The organism is Acinetobacter terrae (assembly GCF_013004375.1).
GTDB classification, from domain to species: domain Bacteria; phylum Pseudomonadota; class Gammaproteobacteria; order Pseudomonadales; family Moraxellaceae; genus Acinetobacter; species Acinetobacter terrae.
This window is the reverse complement of record NZ_JABERI010000007.1, coordinates 62,255-84,098: the sequence shown is the minus strand read 5'-3', so window position 1 is coordinate 84,098 and position 21,844 is coordinate 62,255. Positions and strand designations below refer to the sequence as shown.

Below are 21,844 nucleotides of genomic sequence, written 5' to 3'. Positions count from 1 at the left end.
AAAGCCCATCACGTGATGGGCTTTTTTATACATTCTATTTTTAAAATTTAGTTTAAAGCGGCTTTCAAATTACAACCATAGCCCATTATTTCTTGTGCCTGACGGTATGTGGTATAGCGATTTAAAATAAAGTCATAAAACTGATCTGCATTTGCAAAACTTTTAGTCAAGTCTTCAGCTTGCATATTAGGTAATTGGACTTGCCCGATTAAATTCAGGTTTTGATTGCCCAAATGATACATCTCCGCAAAATACCCGTTCATCATGTCACAATAGGCTTGTTTGACGGGTTTTAAAGACGTTCGGCTCACTGCATTCTGATCTAATGTCTTGAGTTGATTGACATCCAGTACGGACTGATCTGAAAAGGCAATATTATTGGTTTTTTTAAATGCCTGATAATTTTTAGATAACTGTTGATTTAAAGTCTCAAAACGCAGTTGCAAACTTGCGACATCCTGAACTTTGTATTGCTGCGGATCAATCTGTGTTTTATGCTGTTCAGAGCTTGAACATGCTGAAAATAATAAACTTGAAATTAAAGTCGCAAAAATGAACGGCTTCATCATAACTTGCCCAATAGTCACATCATATAACACCACATTATGCCTGAAATATCCCTCTAGATTGACTTTTCATTTATAGGGCGCCATGAAGGTAAGCAAGCAAAAAAATGTCATTTCATTTCCTCAGGAAATAACGAATATTATTTGCTTAATTTTCAGGGCTTGGGCAAAGTAATATAAATCAGCAGGAGCTAAATATGACTTTATTAGAACAACTTGATATTAGACATCCTATTTTCCTGGCCCCTATGGCAGGTATTTCCACCCCAAAATTGGCTGCTGAAGTCTCTAATCAAGGCGGCTTAGGCTCACTCGGTTTGGGTGCAAGTTCTGTTGAAGCGGCACGCCAGCAGATTTTAGAAACTCAAGCACTGACCCACCAACCTTTTCAGGTAAATTTCTTTTGCCATCAAAGTTTAGAACTCGACCACGAGCTTGCAAAGCAATGGATTCAATATCTAGCACCTCAATTTGAAAAGTATCATGCTGTTCCGCCAACAGAATTAAAATGTATTTATCCCAGCTTTTTAGATCATGATGACTATTTAAATTTAGTCTTAGAAACACGACCTAAAGCGGTCAGTTTCCACTTTGGTATTCCACATCCGCATCAAATTCAGGCTTTAAAACAAGCGGGTATTATCACCATGGTTTCAGCGACCAATCTGGCTGAAGCACTTGAAATTGAAGCGGCTGGAATTGATGTCATTATTGCTCAAGGCATTGAAGCGGGTGGACATCGCGGTATTTTTAACGAAACCTTTGACAGTGCTGTTAAAACGTCCGATTTGATTCAATTGCTAAAACAGTATTGCAGCTTACCCATTGTTGCTGCTGGCGGCATTATGAATGGACAGCAGGCTCAACTTTTATTTAAATTGGGTGCCGCAGCAGTTCAACTTGGGACTGCATTTGTGCAATGTAAAAGCTCAAATGCCAATACAGCGTATCGAAAAGCACTGTTTAGCAAACCGATTACTCAAATTAGCGCAAGTATTTCTGGCCGTCCTGCGCGGGGCTTGATTAATCACTGGCATACCCAAGTAGATCGTCCTGAGCGCCCTCCTGTTGCGACCTATCCATATTGCTATGACTTGGGAAAACAACTCAATGTAGCGGCAACAGCGCAAGGCGATTATGGTTTTGGTGCATTTTGGGCAGGAACCAATGTCGCTCAGATTCGAGAAATAGAAGCTGCGGATCTAATTAACCAACTGGTTCTAGAAATGAGCCAAGCCTAATCATTTAAATCATATCAGCCACAAAAAACCTCTCAACTGAGAGGTTTTTATTCAAATCTTTATTCAAACTACATTATTCGATCATTATTTGGTTTCAAGTAGATTGACCTGTTCAACTTGCACATCACTCATAATTTCACCTTGAGCGAGTAACTGATTGAAATAGTCTTCAACCACATCGAACTGTTGAGCCGTACTTTCTACTTTATACATATTCTGACGGAACTCGTTGCTTGAACGTAAACCTTTGGTATACCAGGCAATATGTTTACGCGAAATCCGACACCCTGAATATTCACCATAGAAGTCATACAGTTCAGATAAATGCCCTAACAGCACATCTTTAACTTCTTGAATATTCGGTGCAGCCAAGTGTTTACCTGTTGCTAAATAGTGGGAAATTTCACGAAAGATCCACGGTCTTCCTTGTGCAGCACGCCCAATCATCACGGCATCAGCACCCGTATAATCGAGTACATATTTGGCTTTTTCAGGACTGTCGATATCGCCATTGGCAATCACAGGAATATTCAACATCTGTTTGACGTCTTTAATTAAACTATAGCGTGCAGTATTCAGATACATGTCTTCACGGGTTCGACCATGCAATGCCAATGCAGCTATACCCGCTTCTTCGGCACGTTTTGCCACGCGCATAATATTTTCATGACCATTTAAATAACCTAAACGAGTTTTTAAGGTCACCGGCACATCCACAGCAGCCACGACAGCATCTAAAATACGTGCCACCAGATCTTCATCTTTTAATAATGCGGAACCAGCTAATTTATTGCAGACTTTTTTGGCAGGACAGCCCATGTTGATATCAACAATCTGTGCGCCATTGGCGACTTGATAGCGTGCTGCTTCAGCAAGCTCGAGCGGGTCTGAACCTGCAATCTGTGCAGATATAGGTGCGATTTCACCATCAAAATTGGCACGGTACAAACTTTTCTTACTCATTCGTAAAGTTTGATCTGAGGTCATCATTTCACTGACGGCATGCCCCGCACCAAAATATTTACACAACGTCCGAAATGGACGATCCGTAACACCTGCCATGGGAGCAACAATTAAATTATTTGACAGCTGATATGGACCAATATACATATAAATTCATCACTTTTTCGACCGGCATAGTATACTGCATCTGCTGTATTGGCTCATCCTTTTGGAATATGTTTTCATCATTATGAAAAAAACTCTTTTTATGTCATCTCATGTTAAATCCTTGAGTATTCTGGCTTTGTCTCTTAGTTTAGTGGCATGTGGAGATAATTCTTGGTGGTCAAAAAATAACGAACTGACTCTAGAAGAAGATCAAATCAAGCGTCTGATCCCACCGCGTGTCAATGAACGAAGCTCATGGGCCAAAGATATTTACAGTATTACAGACCAGCTCGATATTCCCCAAACCAAGGAGAATATTTGCAGTATTGTGGCTGTCGTAGATCAAGAATCTAACTTTGTCGCTGATCCACAAGTTCCAGGCTTAGGTGTCAAGGCAGTTAAAGAAGTTCAAGACCGTTTGGATGAAAAATTTAAAAGCAAATTGGGTGATGGTCTGGGCGGAACAATGGCAGGCTATTTCCAAGAAGTCTTAAAAAACCAGCCTAGCCCTGAAGATAACTATTTAAGCCAAATGCGTCGGGTAAAAACTGAACGTGAATTGGATGAGTTATATCGTGAAATTTTTGCCTATATGTCAAAACATTATCATGTCAGCGCATTAACGGGTGCAGCAAAATTGGTTGGACAAGACATTGGTGAAAAATTAAATCCAATTACCACATTGGGCTCAATGCAAGTTCATATTGGTTATGCCAAAGAACACAAACGTCAAGGCGGCAATATTGCCGAACTACGCACCGACTTATATAGCCAATATGGTGGTTTGTATTACGGCATTCACCGTTTAATGATGTACCCTACCGATTATGATAAAGCGATTTATCGTTTTGCAGATTATAACTCTGGCATGTATTCAAGTCGCAACGCCGCCTTTCAAAGCATGCTGAATGATTTAACAGCAGCTGAGCTAGACTTGGATGGCGACTTATTGCTTTATACTAAAGAGGGTTCAATCCGTTCTGCCGGCAGCCAGTCTGAACGTGAACTGATTAGTGTTTTTGCAGCCAACAATATCTTAGTCACACCTCGACAAATTCGTGCCGACTTAAAAAAAGAAAAAGATAAAAGTTTTGAAGATACAGCCACCTATCGTGCTGTAACCAAACTCTATCATGAGAAAACCGGCAAAGATCCTATTTATGCGATTATGCCTGAAGTGGTCATTTCTGGTCCTAAACTAAGCCGCGAATATAATACCAACTGGTTTGCAACACGCGTAAATGGAAGATATCAATCATGTATGCAACGAGCAAAAAGAATAAAAATTTAGCGCTCTTTGATTTTGATGGAACCCTGTGTAAAAAAGACAGTTTCACGGGGTTTATCTTCTATGCTTTATCCAAACGACATATCGTCAAACAAGGCATTAAAATCCTCCCTTGGATTCAAGCCTATTATTTAAATGCCTACCCTGCGCATGCCATGCGCTCTAAATTATTTCGTGCAATGTTTAGCAATGCCAATGTTTTAGAGTTAGAGCAAATTGCGCAGGAATATGCAGCAAATTTAATATCTCAATTAAATCCGCCTTTACTGAAACAACTTAAACAGCATCAAGCTTTAGGCGATGAAGTTGTACTGGTTTCAGCATCGGTCGATGTCTATCTCAAGCATGTCTGTGAGCTATTAAATATTGATTTAATTTGTACTCAGACTGAACAAGTAAATAATACTTATACTGGACAATACACAACTCCAGACTGTAGCTCAGAACAAAAAAAACTACGAATTTTAGAAAAGTATTCTTTAGATCATTATTCTGTAACTTATGCCTATGGCAATAGTATAGAAGATAATGAAATGCTTGCGCTTGCTGATCATGCCTATATGGTGGGGGTAGATAATTCTTTGCCTGAAATTATTAACTGTAAAAAGTTGGCTTAATCGTTTAAATTAAAGGCAATAAAAACCCACAATTAATTGTGGGTTTTTAGATTTTGAAAGCTTACATGTAGCGGATGGATTTTGATTTGGTCGAATAGATTAATACAGGAATATTATTACCATCAGTATTACTTTTGCCTAAAGTAACTGTCATATTACCTTGTACCTCTGTTGTCAAATCACCTGTAACAACCAAGTTCCCTTTAATATTAATATCACCAGTACCTGTAATTTTTCCAGATGCCTTACCTGTACCACCTGCTCCTTTAGTACCAACTATGTTGCCATACAAATTAAGCGTTGTATCATTAGCAGCATCAATTGCAAATTCAGTGTCTGTTAAAAATAAAATATTCGATAAATTTGCTGGAAATAGATTGGTATTTTTTAAAAATTTATCTTTATTGTTTTTAAAATATGTCACACTTGTAATTAAACTTCGCTGTGTCGCATCATAAGGTTGACAATACTGAACAGGATAATTTTCAGCTGGGCAAACCTTATCCAAACGTGTCTTAATATTACTATCACTAGCCATTAATAAATAATGTAAAGGTGCATAAGCATTATAAGTACCGGCTATATTTCCTGTACCTAAGTCTGTTGTGACTGAACCTGTCGCTAAAACAGTATTGACCATATCATTTGGAGTCTTTTGCAATTGAATGAGAACATTCCCTTCAAACCACATGATCCCTGGCAAATTGGTTGTCGATGAATTAAATGACCATACTCCTTTATTATCAATAGATACTCCTGTTGGACATGTAATTTGTATTGGTGTTGTAATTACTGTTCCTCCTGTAATATGCAGATTATTTTTATAACATTCTATTGATCCAGCATTGTTTTTAGTGAAAAGGTAATTTGCATAATTTTTTAAAGTTCTAGCATCTGCAACCTCAATTGGATTCGTATAAGCTTGCACTGTAATTCGTTCTAAAGTAACTTCTGCACCAGAAGTATCAACGACCTTACCAGCATTTTCACCACCTACAAAAATTGTGACATTCTCACCCGTCTCACCTACAAAATTTGCATTCCCCCCCACCACCAAACCACCAGCAAAAATAGTGCCGGCAACAGTACTTTGCTGAACTTCTTTCTGATATGCATACATGGCACTAATAATTGCCGAAGCCCCACCACTTTTACCTGTAATATCAAAACAATAATGTACTTCACCAGGAATTGTTGATGCTGGACATGAAATAGATTTTACATAACTACTTGTAATTGTAGTACCTTCACTAATGTCACCTGCGGTAATTTTATCTAAATATCCTTGAGGTTGATTCAACAAAAACTTACTCAATGCATGATACCCCATCATCGCTTTCATTTGCGCCTGAGTCTGCGCATGCGCAGTAGTCGCACTCGATTGTAAGTTACGCATTGACGACATATAACCTACAGTCAGTACAGTTAAAGACAAGCCAACTAATAAAATAAATAGAAGTGAAGAAATACCTGCCTGTTTGACAAAAGGAATAGACTTATTCAGATTTTTTTTATTTTTTGTAGAGTAATGCATGGCTTATTCCCCTTATTTAAAGTTAAACAGACATGTTATGTTCTGAATTGTACGTGCTGAGCTATCTGTACTCGCAGCATAAGTATTTGCCAGCAAAATCACCTGATACTTACCCAAAGCCATGCTTAAATCACTTTTAATACCAAAAGGGCTACATCCTCCAGTGATTTGTTCTACTTTTATATCAATACTACCAATTTTATTGGTGGTATTGGCAATCCCTGAGTCATTTAAAGCAGTATGATCAATCTGGATTAAAGGCTCTTTGGAGATCGTATCTGCTGGTTTAGTCAAACCAGAACATGTATAACCCACATCAGTTTTCCCATATAGATACAACCCATTTGTATGACTTTGCAAAGCCTGACAGTGAGTATTTGATATTTTCCACACTAAAAATTTACCAGCTTGGCCCAATGCAACAGCATCTCCATCTGCATTTAATACTTTAAAATCTGCGACAGTCGGGTTAGTTAAGCCATAACCTAAACCTTGTAAAATTCGGTCAGTTGCGATTAAACCCAACATAATATGACTATCAACTTTTGCGCCGAGAGAAGCTTCTGTTGTCACTTTACCAGTAGTAACAAATGCCCGTAGCATTGCTAAAATAATAATGATTGAAAGCGCCAATGCGATCAGGATTTCAATTAACGAAATACCTCGCTGTGAAAATTTTAGGTTATCCATTTTCCCTCTCCTTTTCACGGCGACATTTGCACTTTGACAGGTACAAAAGTATCTTCTTCTTTAACCGCTAATGTTGCAGCATTTACTTTGATTCCACCTGATGTCGAGGAAGCAACCCCTGTACCAGTAGAGTCTCTTGCAACAACGGTATAAGCCCCTTCGCTTACAACACAATTTAAATTAACATCTGTACCAGCAACCTGGATCTGTACTGTATGTGTTCCAGCGTTTTTACCAGCACACTCAGCTGAATTTTCTAACTGCTGTCGCATCTGGTTTACTGTATGCAAATGAATATTTTGATCACGATGCATTACCGCTGTACGTCCAGAAATATAGGCTGCACCCAAGCCAATAATTGCCATCAACACCATAGAGACCAGTACTTCTATCAAGGTCGCACCTTGCTGCTGTTTATACAGAGCAGAATTTTTATAAAGTACCTGTTGCATCTGTACCTCCACTTGCTGCTACAGTATAAAAGGTGCAGCTTCCGGTAAGTAAATGTGCATTATTATTGAGCTCTACTTTCTGATGACCCGTAGTACATCCAGTTGAAAGTGTTACGGTAACAGTGGGGGCAATATCTATGCTCCAAATACCCACACCATTACTATCTTTTACATTTACAGCGGTAGTGGTTACTTCTAAACTTGCAGTTTTTACATCACCTTTCACAGCGTTCGGATTACGCAATGCTTCATTTTTAGCGCGTGCATATGCTTCTAAAAATAGTTTTTCAGTTTTAGTAATTTGTTGATTTGCTACCCAAGCTCTTCCAAGCGGAAAGATCGCCAATGCCAATATTGCAAGCAAAGCAATAGCAACCATCAACTCGATGAGGGTCACTCCACGTTGACTTACCATGACGTTAATCCACCACAGCCTGATGTCGCAGGCACACCACGTTGATTTTTACTATTTAAAGTTAAAGTACACCCTACATTACGACCTTTACCTGTGGCGGTAAGTACATATCCCTTTTTTGAATCTATATCTTTGACTTCCATGGTGTAGTCAAAAGTTTCAAGTTCGGCCGGCTGCCAAGCTGAAGCATGGGTTTGAGTTTGTGCAGTCGTGGTTGTAGGATTAGGAGTAGGAGCTGTATAAGTTAAATTACGTTGATACAGACTTTCTAAAACCAGGCTTAATGCAACCAGATCTGCCCCAGCATTACGCGCCTTCGCTTTAGTGATGTAATTTGAATACATAGGCATCGCGATTGCTGCAAGAATGGCGATAATTACCACTGTAACCATCAGCTCTATGAGAGTAAAACCAGATTCAAATTTATGAGCTATTAAAGACGGTTTTTTGTGCATTTTTCTTTCCTATACCAAATGGCATATTTATATACAAAAATTAACACATCCCGCTTTTATTATAGTTTGTAAAAATGATCATTCTTTTTAATCATTAATCAATTAATTCGTATTTTAATAATCATTATTATTTGCATTTAATTATTCACAAAACCTTAATATACTTTAATTTAAGCAAATAAATAACAAATAAAACAATAAAATCAAATGCTTTATAAGCATGACTATTTATAGACTTATCTATTTAATTTTTTTTACCAATTAATAGATGTTGCTTTATTGAACATACCCCTAGGGAGTATAATTACAGTCATATATTTTTACTTTTTGACAATAGGCAAAAGTGCTCAAAAAGAAGATTTTTATGCAAAAATATTCATAAAAAAATTAACAAAAGCTAAACAATTTGCAAAGTTAATTTATTAACAAATTCATTCAACTTTTAATACTAAATTAATGACCTATAATTTTTATTCTATCTTATAAAAATTTCAGGAGTGATTGTTATCCCACAATCACTCCTGAAAAACAGCGTATCAAAATCTTTAGATAAACTTATTTCTTAAATGGAAAAGCATATTTTGCAATACGTTTAATCACGCTGCCATACTGTTTGATCAGGCTTGCATTGTTGTAGTTCAAGCCATACTTTTCACAAACAGCTTGTACTTTTGGCGCCATTTTACGATAGCGACGTGCCGGAACATCTGGATATAAATGATGTTCAATCTGATGACTTAAATGACCAGTCAAAATATGAAAGGCTTCTGAACCGGTTAAATTCGATGAACCACGAATCTGACGCATGTACCAGTGACCACGACTTTCATTTTCAAGTACTGTTTTCGGGAAGACTTCAACATCTTTAGTGAAGTGACCACAGAAAATAATACTGAAGGTCCAAATATTACGCATACCGTTCGCCACCAAGTTACCCGCTAAAACAGGCAATGCTGCTGGACCGGCAATTAATGGGAAGAACACATAATCTTTAAACAATTGTTTAGTGATTTTGCGTTGCATTGGCTGCCATTCTTTTTTAGCTTGTTCTTTGGTTTTACGACCAAACAATACTTTACCTAGTTCAAGGTTCTGAATTGCTACGCCCCATTGGAACAACAAGCAAAATGGAATCGCATAAATCGGTTGTAAAAGATAGCCGGGTTTCCAACGCTGTTCAGGGAACAGGCGAAGCAATCCATAACCGATATCATCATCCATACCTTTAATATTGGTATAGGTATGATGTTTATAGTTATGGGTTTGACGCCAGTTATCCGCTGTACCGACAATATCCCATTCGTAAGTTGGACCATTGAATTTCGGATCATTCATCCAGTCATATTGACCATGCATGACATTATGACCCAGCTCCATGTTTTCCATAATTTTGGCAAAACCGAGTAAACCGGTTCCTAAAACCCATGCTGGTGGGAACCAACCTGCAAATAAACAGGCACGTCCAGCAATAGAAGCATAACGAATCGTTGAATAAACACGACGAATATATTTCGCGTCTTTTTCCCCAATATCATCTAACACTTCTTGTTTAATGGCGTCTAACTCACGTGCCAATCCATCTAACTGGGATTGAGTGAGTTCACCATTTTTAGGATTTTTAAAATATTCTATTTTTACGGGCATATTCATGATATTTGACTCACTTATAAATCAATAACAAGATCAGACTGTGCTGAATTGACACAAATTTTTAATAAATTACCAGGTTCTGAATTTTGTCCGCCATTCACTAAATTCTTTGTTGAACCTTCAACTTTATTGCAGACACATTTATTACAGATCCCCATACGACAACCATGGGTGGGTTTTATATTCTGCTGTTCAAGGCTGACTAAAATCGACTGACCTTTTGGAATAGCGAGCACTTTTTTCGATTTCAATAAAGTCACATTGACAAAGCCAGTCTCGGAAGTTTCTACAGGTGTCATGCTGAAAGCTTCACTTTTAAAACTTTGCGCATGTGCAAATAACTGTTCAGCCTGTGCGACAAAACCAGATGGACCACACGCATATACCACGCTATTTTCAATGTTTTCCAGCAATGCAGCATGAGCTTGGTTTAAACGTTCGCCAGCATCGGCTTCTTGAGTATAAAAAACTTGAAATGAAAAATTTGGATATTGTTCTGCGAGCTTTTCAAAACGTGCCTTAAAAGCCACATCTGCATATTCTTTCACCCAGTACAACAACTGGATCGGTGCTTGGGCCATGCGATCTGTTTTAGAGAGTGCTTTGAGTAAACTCAACATTGGAGTAATACCACTACCCGCAGCAAGCAATAGCATCGCTTGAGCCTGTTCTGGTAACAGCATATCGCCATAAGGGTGTCCAAATTCAAGGATATCACCGACTTGTGACTGTTCAACCAACCAAGAGCTGACTTTACCTTGATCAACTTTTTTAACTGTCAACAAGACATGTTGAGAATCAAGTTGAGTCAAACTATAGCTGCGTTCATAGCGAATACCGTCGACTTCCACAAAAATCGGATGATGCTGCCCTGCTTGCCCAACCTCAAAATGACGATTGAACTGAATGGTTAGACTCACCATATTTTGAGCAGAATTTTCTTTTTGAACAATTTTCCCCAAGGCTTGGTTAAATGACCAAAGCGGATTAAATTTTTGCAGCCAAAAGTTTGCTGCATGCTGATCAATAACAGTTTCAGCAAGTGAACTTAAGGGAGATTTCATTTTTTCTAACACATGCATAGTAAGCACCACGCGATTGAATTTTAATTATTATACACATGTATATATATTTGTATATATATTCGTATTGTTTCTATTCATTTCCCAAGTGAGCAAGCAACGGCTATAATGTTTTGGTGTCTCTAATCCTTTGAAAAATATGAATCAGTCTTCAATCAAAAAAAATGTTGATGCCACAATTGCTGCACAAAGTCTTGCTCATGAGCCAGTTATCGTCCGCACAGTCGGTCGAAAAGCAACAATTACCAAAGAAGAACTGTTTCAAGCCGCACTCAATTTAATTGGTCCTCAAAAAAGTATTGCATCCTTAAGCCTGCGTGAAGTTGCTCGTGAAGCAGGTATTGCTCCGAACAGTTTTTACAGACATTTCAAAGATATAGATGAACTGGCAATTGAATTGATTGATCGCGCTGGTCATGTATTGCGTCAGATTTTGCATCAGGCACGCTTAAAAGCCTCCAAACAAAACAGTATTATTCGCAGTTCAGTTGAAATTTTTATTGAGCAGTTAGATGCCGATGAAGGAAATTTAAGCTTATTACTTCGTGAAGCCTATACCGGTTCTGCTTCATACAAATTAGCAGTAGAGCGTCAATTAAATTATTTTCAGCAAGAACTGCAAGAAGATCTCATTCGCTTAGAACGTCTGAATCATAGTAAATTGTTTCATCCTGACATTGTTGCAAAAGCGATTACCCAATTGGTGTTTAATATGGGTGCGACAGTGATTGATATGCCTATGATTGAACGCAAAGAAATTGCAGAACAAACCATGATTATGATTCGCATGCTTTTAGAAGGTGCACGTCATTTGGATGAAGCGAAAATTCGCTAATGCTCAAATATTTAAGGATTCAATCCTTACATATTGAATCCTTACTCTATCTTTAAATGCTTTTCTGTTGAGCAATAATATATTTAACCAGTTCAGCGGTTTTTTCAGGCTGTTCCAATGGGAACATATGCCCGCCTTGCATTAAACTATAATTAATTTGATAGGTCTTTTGCATCCCTTGCGGAAAACCTTGCTTGTAAAATGGACTGTTCTGCGCACTAATTAAATGTACAGGTACAGCCGGTGCTTTCCTCGGCGTACGCCACCACCATGCAGGTACAGTTCTAAAAATTTTGGCTTCAACCCTTTTAGGCACTGCCAAAGTTAAGCCTCCCCGTTGAATATCTTGTTGCAAACCACAGGCTAAAAAATCCTGAAAACAGCTTTCATCAAAATGTTTAAATAACGGGTTATGCCGCATTGAAGCATAGGCTTGCTCATGGTTTTCCCAGTGATCTTTTCGTTTCAAGGTAATGCCTGCCGGGGTCAATTGATCGATTGCCTTGAGTTTTAATTTTTTTGCAATTTCAAACATTGGTGACTTTGCACCAATCACAAAAGGTGGATCCATAATCACCAATTGTGAAAATAAATCAGGGCGCTTATAGGCACTCATGAGCGTGAGTAATGAACCAAAAGAATGCCCCAGACCTATGACCTTTCTTCCATGAAATTTCTGTTCAATATCATCAATAATTTGATCGACTAAATAACGCCAGTCATGCGTAATGGGATATTGCGGATTCATTCCAATCATCGGAATGGACCTCAAATCAAATTCATCTTCAAAGCAAGTGAAAAACTTTTGATAACTTGGCGCAGGAATTCCATTGGCATGGGTAAAATGAATTGCGGTCTTTTTAAATGATAAATCCTTCATATCGCTCTGCTCTTCCCTGATTAAACCTATTCACGTGCAGATAGCTTAAGGAAAAGCTTGCCTGATTCACATCACTAAATCGAGGATAAGCTGACTTCTAAGTCAGTCTTTCTTTACTATGAAAAATCATTATAAAAATATTTTTCAACTCGATTGTGATTATTTTTTGGAAAAAACTAAAGTTTGATTACCTAAAAAAGTTGCGCCACACGTCGTTTTATCTCCGGCAAGCACGACTCCTCGTCCTTGCACTACGGTTGATTGATCTACTGCAATTGCAGACACCACAGCTTGGCATTTTGGACAGTAATGTTTCATACCATGCAGATGTACTGCAATTCCGTTAATGATAAATGTATTTTCGCATTCTGAGAGAATGCCGCCATGTGAGGTTGAAGAACCCATGGTCACTAAAGATTTAGCCATCATTATTCTAATTTGATTTATAAAATTTATGCGCCATTTTAACATGAGATGAGGGTCTGTTGACAATTCATCTATGTTTGCGACTATGAGTATTTTTTAGGTGATACTAGCCATGAAATACGAAATTCAGTCATTCTAAATGAGTAGTTCATAACGATGTAGCGTTAAAAAATACTCTAGTCCCTAGCTGTGCCTTGCGCTGAAAACAAAACAATAAAAAAGCACCCGAAGGTGCTTTTTAAACAAGTTTCGAAATTATGGTTTAACCACAACCAACACCTGAATCGCTTCTGGTGTTACAGATAAACCATCAAGCAAGCTAATGCCTTCTGATTGAAATTTTTGCAAGCGTGCAATTTCATCTTCACGAATACTTGGATTAAATTGCTTCAGGTAGCTTAAACGGTCAATTTCATATTGCCATTTATTGCCATACACTTCTTTGGCTTGTTGCTTGAAGTTCGGCAATGCAGTCTTAGCAATATCAAGAGCTTGTGTATAACGTTGCTCGATCACATCACGGCGGGCTTTCACCACCTGACGGCAGCTATTGCTATCTAAATGATGCAAATACGGTTTTAAGATACTTGGATCAATCTTGGCAGATAAGTCCTGACCGGTTTCACTGAGCAATACGCGAATCAACTGCTGCGGCAAGCTTGAAGGCAGGTTCAATGCTTTCGGTGCAATGACATCCACTTTAAACCACACTTCTAACAGCAGAGAACCCTGTTTAAGTGCATTCGATTTTAACAGTGCAACATTGGTACTACCAAATGACTGGGTATTAATCATTTCCATCACACTTTCAGTGAATGGATGTTCCAATGTTAAATATTGAGCATCTTCACGAACTTGTGCTTGGTCACGATAGAAGGTTGCTGTCATACCTTCTTCATCAAGAGATAAACCTTGAACCTGCATTTGGTCGGTTGGCTTGATGATCACCGTACCATTGCTTTGCTCATCAAAATCGATGTTTGTCGATGCCATGAAGCGCTTCATAAACATTGGCAACGTAGTGTTGTCATCATAGTCTTCAAGTGCTTGAACAATTTCTTGCGCCACGATTGGACGACATGAATTGTATTCAAGCAAGCGGTCACGACCTTCCTGCAATTCAGCTTCCAAAGCTTCACGCTGAACACTCACTTCTTCAAGCAAATCTTCAAACTGTTGACCCAAATCAGACAATAAACAGTCTTTTAATTTAGCAATGAAGTTTTCTTGTAGTGTTTGGGCAGTGGGTGAAATATTGCTGAAGATATTTAAACCTTCGTTATACCAACGGAACATACGCTCTTGCGCTGTACTGGCTAAATAAGGTACATGAATTTGAATACGGTTTTCTTGACCAATACGGTCTAAACGACCAATACGTTGTTCTAAAATATCTGGGTTTGCTGGTAAATCAAACAGGATCAAGTCAGAGGCAAACTGGAAGTTACGTCCCTCTGAACCAATTTCAGAACAGAGTAAGATTTGTGCACCGTAAGAATCTTCAGCGAAATAAGCCGCAGCCTGGTCACGTTCAAGCAGGCTCATGCCTTCATGAAACATGGCAGTACGAATGCCTGCATGTAAACGAAGCACACTTTCCAAAGCTTCAACCACTGGACCACTACGCGCGATCAGTAACACTTTTTTGTGTTTGAGCTGGGTACGCAGCATTTCCATCAGCCACATCACACGTGGATCATGTTCCATCCAGGCGCCATCAAGCTGTGCTTCTTCAGGCCACATTTGTTCACGTAACTTGCCGTCTTTCGACCAATTTGCAGGTGCGGGTAAAGCAGCAGGCTGACAGTCACGACCCGGGAAACCTTGAATCGCTTCACGGGTATTACGGAATAAAATACGACCTGTACCATGACGGTCTAACAATTCGTGAATGGCACGGAAACGTTGTTCCGGTTCATCCTGAATGCTATGACCCAACAAGCCTTCAATTGCAGCCAAATGCCCTTGTTCCAAAGGCAGATCCGACATCAACACTTCAGCAATTTTTGCCGTGTGATGATATTGCTCTTCTTCATCCAAGAAACGGTCGAGTGAGCTAAAACGCTGCGGATCAAGCAAACGTAACCGTGCAAAATGGCTTTCTACACCCAGTTGTTCTGGTGTTGCTGTAAGCAATAACACACCCGGAGTTTTTTCAGCAAGTTCTTCAACCAGATCGTAACGGTCGTTACCACCTTCTTCTTCGCTCCACATCAAGTGATGTGCTTCATCGACAACAAGAAGATCGAAACCTGCTTCTAAAGCCTGTTCACGTAAATCATCATGATCGACCATTAAATCCACACTGGCAATAATGCATTGCTCAGTCAGGAATGGGTTTAAATCTGGATCGTGTTCTTTAATTGACGCTGTACGGGTCAAATCAAATAAAGAGAACTGCAGATTGAAACGGCGACGCATCTCAATCATCCACTGATATTGCAGTGAATCTGGAACTAAAATCAGAATACGTTCTGAACGACCGGTTTTGAGCTGCTGATGAATAATCAAGCCTGCTTCAATGGTTTTACCCAAGCCAACTTCATCGGCTAGTAAAACACGCGGCGCAAAACGCTGACCAACTTCATGTGCAATATAAAGCTGATGTGGAATCAAGCCAACACGCGCACCTACCATGCCTCGTAATGGACTAGATTTCATATTGGCTTGCATCATCAAAGCTTCAATACGAAGGTCATACCATTCTTTATAGTCCACTTGACTGGCAAGCAATCGGTCAAGTGGCTTAGAAAGCTGAATATGTGCACCCACACGGGTTTCATTTAAAGCTTTACGTTCTTCAGTACCATCTTCCAGGGTACGGATTACATTATAACGCACCACGCCATGACGGTCTTCAAAAGACTCAACCAGCCACTTGGTGCCTTCCTGATCCTGCAATTCATCTTTAATGTTAAAAACAATACGCGATAAAGGTGCATTGTTACGTGCGTAAACACGTGTTTCATCACTCTTCGGGAATAAGATGCTAACCGATCGTTCATCTACATCAATGAGAACCCCTAATCCAAGCTCTGTTTCTGTATCTGATAACCAACGCTGACCAATAGCAAACTGATGCAATTTTTCCACCTTTATCTAAAAATGAGGAGACTTATTTTTAAACTCAAAACCTGTTTAGTATTTGAGCAAGAAAACAGGTCTTTAAGCAATATATTTTGACATAAAGCCCACTAAAAAGTGCGCAAAATCGATGACGATTAAAAAGTTTTTACCTTAAAAAGGAACAGGATAATAAAACTCCACACGTTCCTCTGTTTGAGGATGGTAAAAACTCAAGTGTTCAGCATGCAAGCACAGTCGAGGAATCAACTGTTGCTGCTCTGGTGTTGCATATAAGGTATCACCGACAATCGGATGACCGAGATACTGCATATGTACACGAAGCTGATGTGAACGACCTGTAATGGGAGTAAGTTTGACACGCGTCACCGCCTGCCCTTGAATTTCAAAATGTTCGATGGCTTGCCAATGCGTGAGTGCAGGCTTGTTGTGATCTGGAGCGGCAATATGTAAAGGTGGATGTTCAGGATCGTAAATCACTGGGACATCTACCGTACCTTCGCCTTCAAGATGTCCGGCAACGACTGCCTGATAAGTTTTCTCGGTTTGGCGTTCCTGAAACTGACGGGAAATGGTTTTTTGTCCCCATTTGGTCAGACCAAAAACCAGGATACCTGAAGTATCACGATCCAGACGATGAATCAGTAAAGTTTTCGGTTCTATTTTTAATAATCGGTTGATCACGCAATCTTGTAAATCTTCAGTTTTACCAGGAACGGTGAGTACACCTGCAGGTTTATGAATCACCATAAAATCTTCGTCACGATGTATCAGGTGTTCGGTTAGAAAATTACTCAATGTTCAATCCCAGGCTGATCGCGAAAACAAGCCGGCAATGATAGAAAGCTTGGCGCAGAATTACAATGCGCAATACTACAATTGGCGACGGATTTTCCGATTTTGCTCAAAAATTATTTCAATCTCGCGTTATGAATGTACTGATTGCAATATAAAGCTGACTAATTCATGCAATGACGAATGCGCCATAACATCTTCATACGTGATATTTGCACCATGTGCACGCCATACCCCGACCAAACTGACAATCGCTACAGAATCCAAACCGTATTGTTGCAAATTGACATAAGGGTCAATTTCAAGTGCATCCATGTTCAGCTGCTCTGCAACGGCGAGCATGATCCCCTTTGTTGAAAGCACATAATTTGACGGTGCACTTAAATCCCATAATCGAGCCAAACTATAGCTATTCATGTGATGCAAACCTTGTGCCGAAATGTTATCAATCCATTGAATATGCTGATCTTGATTCGGCAATAAAATTGCATCATCAGCTACACAGATCTGTTCAGTCACACTTTGCAAATGCGGCAAGATTTGCTTGAACATCGGACTCACCTGTCCTGCAAAGATCATTTGTGGATTCGATGATGCATATTCACCGAGTTGTTGCATGCCCTGCATCAAATCATCACCGTACAAATCAACGATTGGAATGCCTAATGCTTTGGCTTTATTGCTAATCTGGATTAGATTTACCATCAAGTCAGTGTTTTGAATTCCTGCCTGCATCCGCAAATTTTGCAATCCGACAAGTACCAATACTGAATTTGCAGCAGCAAGCTGCCATTTGGCTTGGGATGGAGCGAGTTGGATTTTTTTGGGCATTAGGTACAGCATGGGAGACTCTAGAGCGACGTTTGCTAGATATTTTAGCTTAGATGAGTTTTAAAAATTTAGTTTAAATAGATTGGAAATCATCTTAAATATTCCATATAACAACCATTATATTAAATAGGAATAAATTTTAGTTATTATCGACTTAATTAGTTTTTATCTCTTTAATAACGCTCAATCTTTTACCAACAAATTTCCTATAAATTTTCAATTGAATTTCATTAGTACCAATAATGTATTGATCTGCATTAAAAGCTAATTTTCTATTAACTTCCTTAACAAAATCTAGTGATACGTGATTTACGCCATTTTTAAAACGGTCAGATCTATTAATCATGTATCCCAATTTTGGAGAAATCGCATAAAAAAAGTCAGCTTCCTCATCAGATGGAACTGCCATATCATTTTCATTTAGTGCTTCATGTATGTTAATAATTGGATGATTTGAAGTTATAAAATCCTCATCTGTCTCATTGATTAATAAACAATGTGTATCAATTTTCCGTGTTTCGAAAAAACTTTTCCCTAAGTTCATACCAAGAATATAACTAATGAACCACCAAGATTCTTTATAAATTTTCTGTAATTCTTGGTTTGTTTGACTGGCTAAGATTTTATCTCTGAATGGTTTCGTTCTAGCAATCTGATGTCCCCAATAGCTCATAAATTTACACATACTTTGAATATTGTCTAAAACTGTTAAATCGTATCTTTGTAAGCTTTTTAGGACAGCATCAACACCTTTTTCATGTGCCGTATGAAGATTTTCTATTGTATTGCTCTTAAACGCTTCAATATGAGCTAGAACCTTCTCATCTCTTTTGCCTGATTTTATATATAGGGATTCTGCTGCTTGTAATTGTAAGAATGGATCTAGATAAAGTTTATGATGCTTCTGTAGTTCTTCAGGTGATTGTTTTGAGAAAAACAAAATTAAATCTAAATGCTGTCTTGTAATGTACTGAAATCTATATAGGTCTTTTTCTTTAGCAATTGCTTTGACGCTATCATGAGCAATTTTAAGTTTTTTTGTTGTATACCATACATTAGAGTTATCAAAGGACCAATTTTTTAAATAATTAGCCCATACATAGTGATTTTCTCTTTTTAATTCTAATTGCTTAGGCGTTAATTCCATTTTATTTTAGTACCATTTTAAAAAAAATTTTATAATTAATATCCTAATAAAAGGCACTCCAGTGTTCAGCGCACTGAAATGCCTTATTTATGATTTTTCACGTTCCATACTTAAATTTCATATAACTTTCCGTGACCTTATTAAATATAGTTAGGAATTCCAACGTCACTCAAAATTTTAGTCAACTTGTGCCAAAAACTTCTCAATCGCCTGCTGTGCAATCTCCGCATCTTCAAAGGATTTCACGCCTGACACACCCATTGCCCCAACCAGTTGCCCTTGATACAAAATTGGCTCACCACCTTCCAGCATGCCAGAAAAACTGTCCATAGTCAGAAAACCCATTTGGCCGCCTTTGATAATATCTTCAAACAACTTGGATGGACGACGACTCATTGCAGAACATTTGGCTTTTTCGATTGCCAAATTTGCAGTCATTGGAGAAGCTCCATCCATACGCTTCATCGCTAACAAAGTTCCGGTTTCATCTACGACGGCGATACTGACATTGAATTGCTTTTCGATCGCATATTGATGTGCGTGATTTAATAAAAACTCTGCATCAGTCAAAGTTAAATAATGTTTGGTTTGCATCCGTCTTTTCCATTTTCAAAAACTGTATAAAAAAGCCCGAACGAATTCGGGCTTAATACTATGTAAAATTGAAAAGCTTAAGCTTTCATTTCTGCAAAGGTTTCTTTAGCTGCTTGAATGGTGTAGGCAATATCTTCATCAGAATGTGCACTTGAGATAAAGCCTGCTTCAAATGCAGATGGTGCAAGGTTCACACCACGGTCTAACATGCCATGGAAGAACTTACGGAAAGCAGCAACATCACATTTCAACATTGAATCGAAGCTAGTAATGTCTTCTTGATCCGTAAAATACAAACCGAACATACCGCCCACTTGTTGAGTCTTGAATGGAATTCCTGCTTCATCCGCAGCAGCTTGTAAACCGGCAAGCAATTTTTCTAATTGTGCGGTTAATTTTTCATAAAAACCTTCAGCACGTAGATGTTTGAACATCTCGATTCCGGCACGCATGGCAAGTGGGTTACCTGACAACGTCCCTGCTTGATACACTTTACCCAGTGGCGCGATGCATTCCATCACTTCACGTTTACCACCAAAGGCACCCACCGGCAGACCTGCACCGATGATTTTACCTAACGTAGTTAAATCAGGTGTTACGCCATAATGTGCTTGCGCGCCACCAAGACCGACACGGAATCCCGTCATCACTTCATCAATGATGAATACCGAACCATGTTCATCACAAACATCACGAATCGCTTGCAGGAAGCCATCAATCGGTTTGACCAGATTCATATTACCTGCAACAGGTTCAACGATCACGCCTGCAATTTCAGAACCAAACTTGGCAAAGCATTCTTTCAGGGTAGCAATGTCATTGTATGGAAGCGTAAGTGTATGCTTGGCAAAATCAGCAGGCACACCCGCAGAAGTCGCTTCACCTTCACCACTGGTCAACATACCTGAACCTGCTTTGACTAAAAGCGAGTCTGAGTGACCGTGGTAACAGCCTTCAAATTTTACAATCTTGTCACGACCGGTATAACCACGTGCCAGACGAATCGCGGTCATGGTCGCTTCCGTACCTGAGTTGGTCATACGCACCAACTCAATTGACGGCATAATTTCACAAATAATATCAGCCAGTGTGGTTTCATGAACTGTTGGCGCGCCAAAGCTTAAACCATCTACAGCAGCATCTTGAACGGCTTTAATAATTGCTGGATGCGCATGTCCTAAAATCATCGGCCCCCATGAACCGACATAATCGACATAGCGTTTACCATCGACATCGAACAAATACGCGCCTTTGGCTTTTTCAATAAATACAGGCGTACCACCCACCCCATTAAAAGCACGTACAGGTGAATTCACCCCACCCGGAATATGTTTACTGGCTTGTTTGAACAATTGTTCTTGCTTTGGAGATAAGCTCATGAAGGCACTCGACTAAAAATTAAATCTATCAAAAATATTTTATGCTGTAGCTTGAAAAAGCGCAGACCATTCATCTAAACGTTCAGGAATGGCATGCATAGGCAGTCCCAATATATCACTAATCACTGCGCAATAATCTGCACCTGATTCAATGACTTCGTTGGAATTTTCAACCGTTAAACCGCCAATCGCACAGAGGGGTACGTTGAGTTTTTCTTTGGCAAGTTTTAAGCTTTCCAAGCCAATGTTACCTGCTTCAGGTTTGCTGTCGGTGGCATAAATCGCACCAAATGCCACATAATTTGCGCCATCTGCAATCGCCTGTTCAGCCAGCTCAAGTGAGTTATTACAGCTACGACCAATCAACACACCTTGAGGCAAACGCGCAACAGCATCGACAATAGAGCCATCATTCTGCCCTAAATGCACACCTACACCATATTTGACCGCCATTTCAAGATCATCGTTAATGACAAAAGGCACACGGTATTCAGCACACATGGCTTTCATATACTCGATTTCGTAAATTTGATCTTCTTTGGCGATTTTTTTACGACGATATTGCAAGACCGCAATGCCACCATTGGCCATTGCACCTTCCAACTTCGCCAATAAAAGCTCTAAAGGATCATCATTGGTAATTAAATATAAACCGCGCATAAAAAAGCTGCCAAAACTAGAACTGTCTTATTATATGCATATCAAGAGCAAGATTCAGCTCATCTCAAGCAAATACAAATGGATTGTTACCGATAAATTTTAAAAAAATTAGA

General features: G+C 39.0%; 22 protein-coding genes. 4 read left to right on the top strand and 18 right to left on the bottom strand.

Going from position 1 to position 21,844, the window contains the following annotated elements:
* Positions 1–47: 47 nt before the first annotated feature.
* Positions 48–569, bottom strand: a complete 522-nt coding sequence (locus tag HLH14_RS04225) for a hypothetical protein (RefSeq protein ID WP_378321282.1) — start codon at positions 567–569, stop codon at positions 48–50.
* Between the two features lie 194 nt (positions 570–763).
* Here HLH14_RS04225 and HLH14_RS04220 point away from each other — a divergent pair, with 194 nt between their 5' ends.
* A complete protein-coding gene (locus HLH14_RS04220) occupies positions 764–1,807 on the top strand; it encodes an NAD(P)H-dependent flavin oxidoreductase (RefSeq protein WP_067723434.1) in 1,044 nt (347 codons plus the stop codon).
* Between the two features lie 84 nt (positions 1,808–1,891).
* Here the strand turns inward: HLH14_RS04220 and dusB are convergent, their stop codons facing one another.
* Positions 1,892–2,917: a tRNA dihydrouridine synthase DusB gene (gene dusB / locus HLH14_RS04215; protein WP_067723432.1), complete on the bottom strand. Its 1,026-nt coding sequence runs from the start codon at positions 2,915–2,917 to the stop codon at positions 1,892–1,894.
* An 82-nt stretch (positions 2,918–2,999) separates the two neighbouring features.
* Here dusB and HLH14_RS04210 point away from each other — a divergent pair, with 82 nt between their 5' ends.
* Together HLH14_RS04210 and HLH14_RS04205 are read left to right on the top strand one after the other, a co-directional pair.
* Complete coding sequence (locus HLH14_RS04210) at positions 3,000–4,208, top strand: DUF1615 family protein (protein WP_067723430.1); 1,209 nt, start codon at positions 3,000–3,002, stop codon at positions 4,206–4,208.
* Positions 4,175–4,822, top strand: coding sequence for an HAD-IB family hydrolase (locus HLH14_RS04205; protein ID WP_131270725.1), 648 nt, complete (start codon positions 4,175–4,177; stop codon positions 4,820–4,822). The genes HLH14_RS04210 and HLH14_RS04205 overlap by 34 nt, the downstream gene beginning before the upstream one ends.
* 61 nt (positions 4,823–4,883) lie before the next feature.
* Here HLH14_RS04205 and HLH14_RS04200 read toward each other — a convergent pair whose 3' ends face one another.
* The 7 genes from HLH14_RS04200 to HLH14_RS04170 all read right to left on the bottom strand — a co-directional run bounded on the left by HLH14_RS04200 (position 4,884) and on the right by HLH14_RS04170 (position 11,100).
* Positions 4,884–6,356, bottom strand: coding sequence for a hypothetical protein (locus HLH14_RS04200; protein WP_171532738.1), 1,473 nt, complete (start codon positions 6,354–6,356; stop codon positions 4,884–4,886).
* A 12-nt stretch (positions 6,357–6,368) separates the two neighbouring features.
* Positions 6,369–7,046: a hypothetical protein gene (locus HLH14_RS04195; RefSeq protein ID WP_131270722.1), complete on the bottom strand. Its 678-nt coding sequence runs from the start codon at positions 7,044–7,046 to the stop codon at positions 6,369–6,371.
* A gap of 14 nt (positions 7,047–7,060) precedes the next feature.
* A complete protein-coding gene (locus HLH14_RS04190; protein ID WP_171532737.1) occupies positions 7,061–7,498 on the bottom strand; it encodes a PulJ/GspJ family protein in 438 nt (145 codons plus the stop codon).
* Complete coding sequence (locus tag HLH14_RS04185) at positions 7,479–7,913, bottom strand: prepilin-type N-terminal cleavage/methylation domain-containing protein (protein ID WP_131270720.1); 435 nt, start codon at positions 7,911–7,913, stop codon at positions 7,479–7,481. The genes HLH14_RS04190 and HLH14_RS04185 overlap by 20 nt, the downstream gene beginning before the upstream one ends.
* Positions 7,907–8,368, bottom strand: a complete 462-nt coding sequence (locus HLH14_RS15925; protein WP_131270719.1) for a type IV pilin protein — start codon at positions 8,366–8,368, stop codon at positions 7,907–7,909. The genes HLH14_RS04185 and HLH14_RS15925 overlap by 7 nt, the downstream gene beginning before the upstream one ends.
* Before the next feature lie 555 nt (positions 8,369–8,923).
* Positions 8,924–10,018, bottom strand: coding sequence for a fatty acid desaturase family protein (locus HLH14_RS04175; RefSeq protein ID WP_067723414.1), 1,095 nt, complete (start codon positions 10,016–10,018; stop codon positions 8,924–8,926).
* 14 nt (positions 10,019–10,032) lie between these two features.
* On the bottom strand, positions 10,033–11,100 hold the full coding sequence (locus tag HLH14_RS04170) for a ferredoxin reductase (RefSeq protein WP_171532736.1): 1,068 nt from the start codon (positions 11,098–11,100) through the stop codon (positions 10,033–10,035).
* A gap of 139 nt (positions 11,101–11,239) precedes the next feature.
* Here HLH14_RS04170 and fabR point away from each other — a divergent pair, with 139 nt between their 5' ends.
* Positions 11,240–11,935: an HTH-type transcriptional repressor FabR gene (gene fabR / locus HLH14_RS04165; protein WP_143222492.1), complete on the top strand. Its 696-nt coding sequence runs from the start codon at positions 11,240–11,242 to the stop codon at positions 11,933–11,935.
* A gap of 52 nt (positions 11,936–11,987) precedes the next feature.
* Here fabR and HLH14_RS04160 read toward each other — a convergent pair whose 3' ends face one another.
* The 9 genes from HLH14_RS04160 to thiE all read right to left on the bottom strand — a co-directional run bounded on the left by HLH14_RS04160 (position 11,988) and on the right by thiE (position 21,731).
* Positions 11,988–12,815, bottom strand: a complete 828-nt coding sequence (locus HLH14_RS04160; protein WP_171532735.1) for an alpha/beta fold hydrolase — start codon at positions 12,813–12,815, stop codon at positions 11,988–11,990.
* Positions 12,816–12,974: 159 nt separating this feature from the next.
* The gene (locus HLH14_RS04155) at positions 12,975–13,241 is read right to left on the bottom strand and encodes a PAAR domain-containing protein (protein WP_171532734.1); all 267 of its coding nucleotides are present in this window, start codon (positions 13,239–13,241) and stop codon (positions 12,975–12,977) included.
* A 255-nt stretch (positions 13,242–13,496) separates the two neighbouring features.
* Entirely contained in the window at positions 13,497–16,334 is a 2,838-nt protein-coding gene (gene rapA, locus HLH14_RS04150) for an RNA polymerase-associated protein RapA (protein ID WP_171532733.1), read from the bottom strand.
* A gap of 144 nt (positions 16,335–16,478) precedes the next feature.
* Positions 16,479–17,123 (bottom strand): RluA family pseudouridine synthase, encoded by a 645-nt coding sequence (locus tag HLH14_RS04145; protein WP_131271220.1) that lies wholly within the window; start codon positions 17,121–17,123, stop codon positions 16,479–16,481.
* 129 nt (positions 17,124–17,252) lie between these two features.
* Entirely contained in the window at positions 17,253–17,963 is a 711-nt protein-coding gene (locus HLH14_RS04140) for a phosphopantetheine-binding protein (RefSeq protein WP_171532732.1), read from the bottom strand.
* Between the two features lie 142 nt (positions 17,964–18,105).
* Positions 18,106–19,098: a DUF4238 domain-containing protein gene (locus tag HLH14_RS04135; protein ID WP_171532731.1), complete on the bottom strand. Its 993-nt coding sequence runs from the start codon at positions 19,096–19,098 to the stop codon at positions 18,106–18,108.
* A gap of 177 nt (positions 19,099–19,275) precedes the next feature.
* The gene (locus tag HLH14_RS04130) at positions 19,276–19,692 is read right to left on the bottom strand and encodes a GlcG/HbpS family heme-binding protein (protein ID WP_171532730.1); all 417 of its coding nucleotides are present in this window, start codon (positions 19,690–19,692) and stop codon (positions 19,276–19,278) included.
* A 77-nt stretch (positions 19,693–19,769) separates the two neighbouring features.
* Positions 19,770–21,071: a glutamate-1-semialdehyde 2,1-aminomutase gene (gene hemL, locus HLH14_RS04125; RefSeq protein ID WP_171532729.1), complete on the bottom strand. Its 1,302-nt coding sequence runs from the start codon at positions 21,069–21,071 to the stop codon at positions 19,770–19,772.
* 39 nt (positions 21,072–21,110) lie between these two features.
* Positions 21,111–21,731 carry a thiamine phosphate synthase gene (thiE, locus tag HLH14_RS04120; RefSeq protein WP_067723392.1) on the bottom strand — a complete coding sequence of 207 codons (621 nt, stop codon included), beginning with the start codon at positions 21,729–21,731 and terminating at the stop codon, positions 21,111–21,113.
* Between the last annotated feature and the right edge of the window lie 113 nt (positions 21,732–21,844).

What these genes read in the sequence shown, in the direction of transcription:
- HLH14_RS04205 (WP_131270725.1), top strand. Translation starts at nt 4,175, where the DNA reads ATGTATGCAACGAGCAAAAAGAATAAAAATTTAGCGCTCTTTGATTTT.
- HLH14_RS04210 (WP_067723430.1), top strand. Translation starts at nt 3,000, where the DNA reads ATGAAAAAAACTCTTTTTATGTCATCTCATGTTAAATCCTTGAGTATT.
- fabR (WP_143222492.1), top strand. Translation starts at nt 11,240, where the DNA reads ATGAATCAGTCTTCAATCAAAAAAAATGTTGATGCCACAATTGCTGCA.
- HLH14_RS04225 (WP_378321282.1), bottom strand. Translation starts at nt 569, where the DNA reads ATGATGAAGCCGTTCATTTTTGCGACTTTAATTTCAAGTTTATTATTT.
- HLH14_RS04135 (WP_171532731.1), bottom strand. Translation starts at nt 19,098, where the DNA reads ATGGAATTAACGCCTAAGCAATTAGAATTAAAAAGAGAAAATCACTAT.
- HLH14_RS04175 (WP_067723414.1), bottom strand. Translation starts at nt 10,018, where the DNA reads ATGAATATGCCCGTAAAAATAGAATATTTTAAAAATCCTAAAAATGGT.
- HLH14_RS04130 (WP_171532730.1), bottom strand. Translation starts at nt 19,692, where the DNA reads ATGCAAACCAAACATTATTTAACTTTGACTGATGCAGAGTTTTTATTA.
- HLH14_RS15925 (WP_131270719.1), bottom strand. Translation starts at nt 8,368, where the DNA reads ATGCACAAAAAACCGTCTTTAATAGCTCATAAATTTGAATCTGGTTTT.
- HLH14_RS04190 (WP_171532737.1), bottom strand. Translation starts at nt 7,498, where the DNA reads ATGCAACAGGTACTTTATAAAAATTCTGCTCTGTATAAACAGCAGCAA.
- HLH14_RS04200 (WP_171532738.1), bottom strand. Translation starts at nt 6,356, where the DNA reads ATGCATTACTCTACAAAAAATAAAAAAAATCTGAATAAGTCTATTCCT.
- HLH14_RS04140 (WP_171532732.1), bottom strand. Translation starts at nt 17,963, where the DNA reads ATGCTGTACCTAATGCCCAAAAAAATCCAACTCGCTCCATCCCAAGCC.
- dusB (WP_067723432.1), bottom strand. Translation starts at nt 2,917, where the DNA reads ATGTATATTGGTCCATATCAGCTGTCAAATAATTTAATTGTTGCTCCC.
- HLH14_RS04160 (WP_171532735.1), bottom strand. Translation starts at nt 12,815, where the DNA reads ATGAAGGATTTATCATTTAAAAAGACCGCAATTCATTTTACCCATGCC.
- HLH14_RS04185 (WP_131270720.1), bottom strand. Translation starts at nt 7,913, where the DNA reads ATGGTAAGTCAACGTGGAGTGACCCTCATCGAGTTGATGGTTGCTATT.
- thiE (WP_067723392.1), bottom strand. Translation starts at nt 21,731, where the DNA reads ATGCGCGGTTTATATTTAATTACCAATGATGATCCTTTAGAGCTTTTA.
- HLH14_RS04195 (WP_131270722.1), bottom strand. Translation starts at nt 7,046, where the DNA reads ATGGATAACCTAAAATTTTCACAGCGAGGTATTTCGTTAATTGAAATC.
- HLH14_RS04220 (WP_067723434.1), top strand. Translation starts at nt 764, where the DNA reads ATGACTTTATTAGAACAACTTGATATTAGACATCCTATTTTCCTGGCC.
- HLH14_RS04155 (WP_171532734.1), bottom strand. Translation starts at nt 13,241, where the DNA reads ATGGCTAAATCTTTAGTGACCATGGGTTCTTCAACCTCACATGGCGGC.
- HLH14_RS04170 (WP_171532736.1), bottom strand. Translation starts at nt 11,100, where the DNA reads ATGCATGTGTTAGAAAAAATGAAATCTCCCTTAAGTTCACTTGCTGAA.
- hemL (WP_171532729.1), bottom strand. Translation starts at nt 21,071, where the DNA reads ATGAGCTTATCTCCAAAGCAAGAACAATTGTTCAAACAAGCCAGTAAA.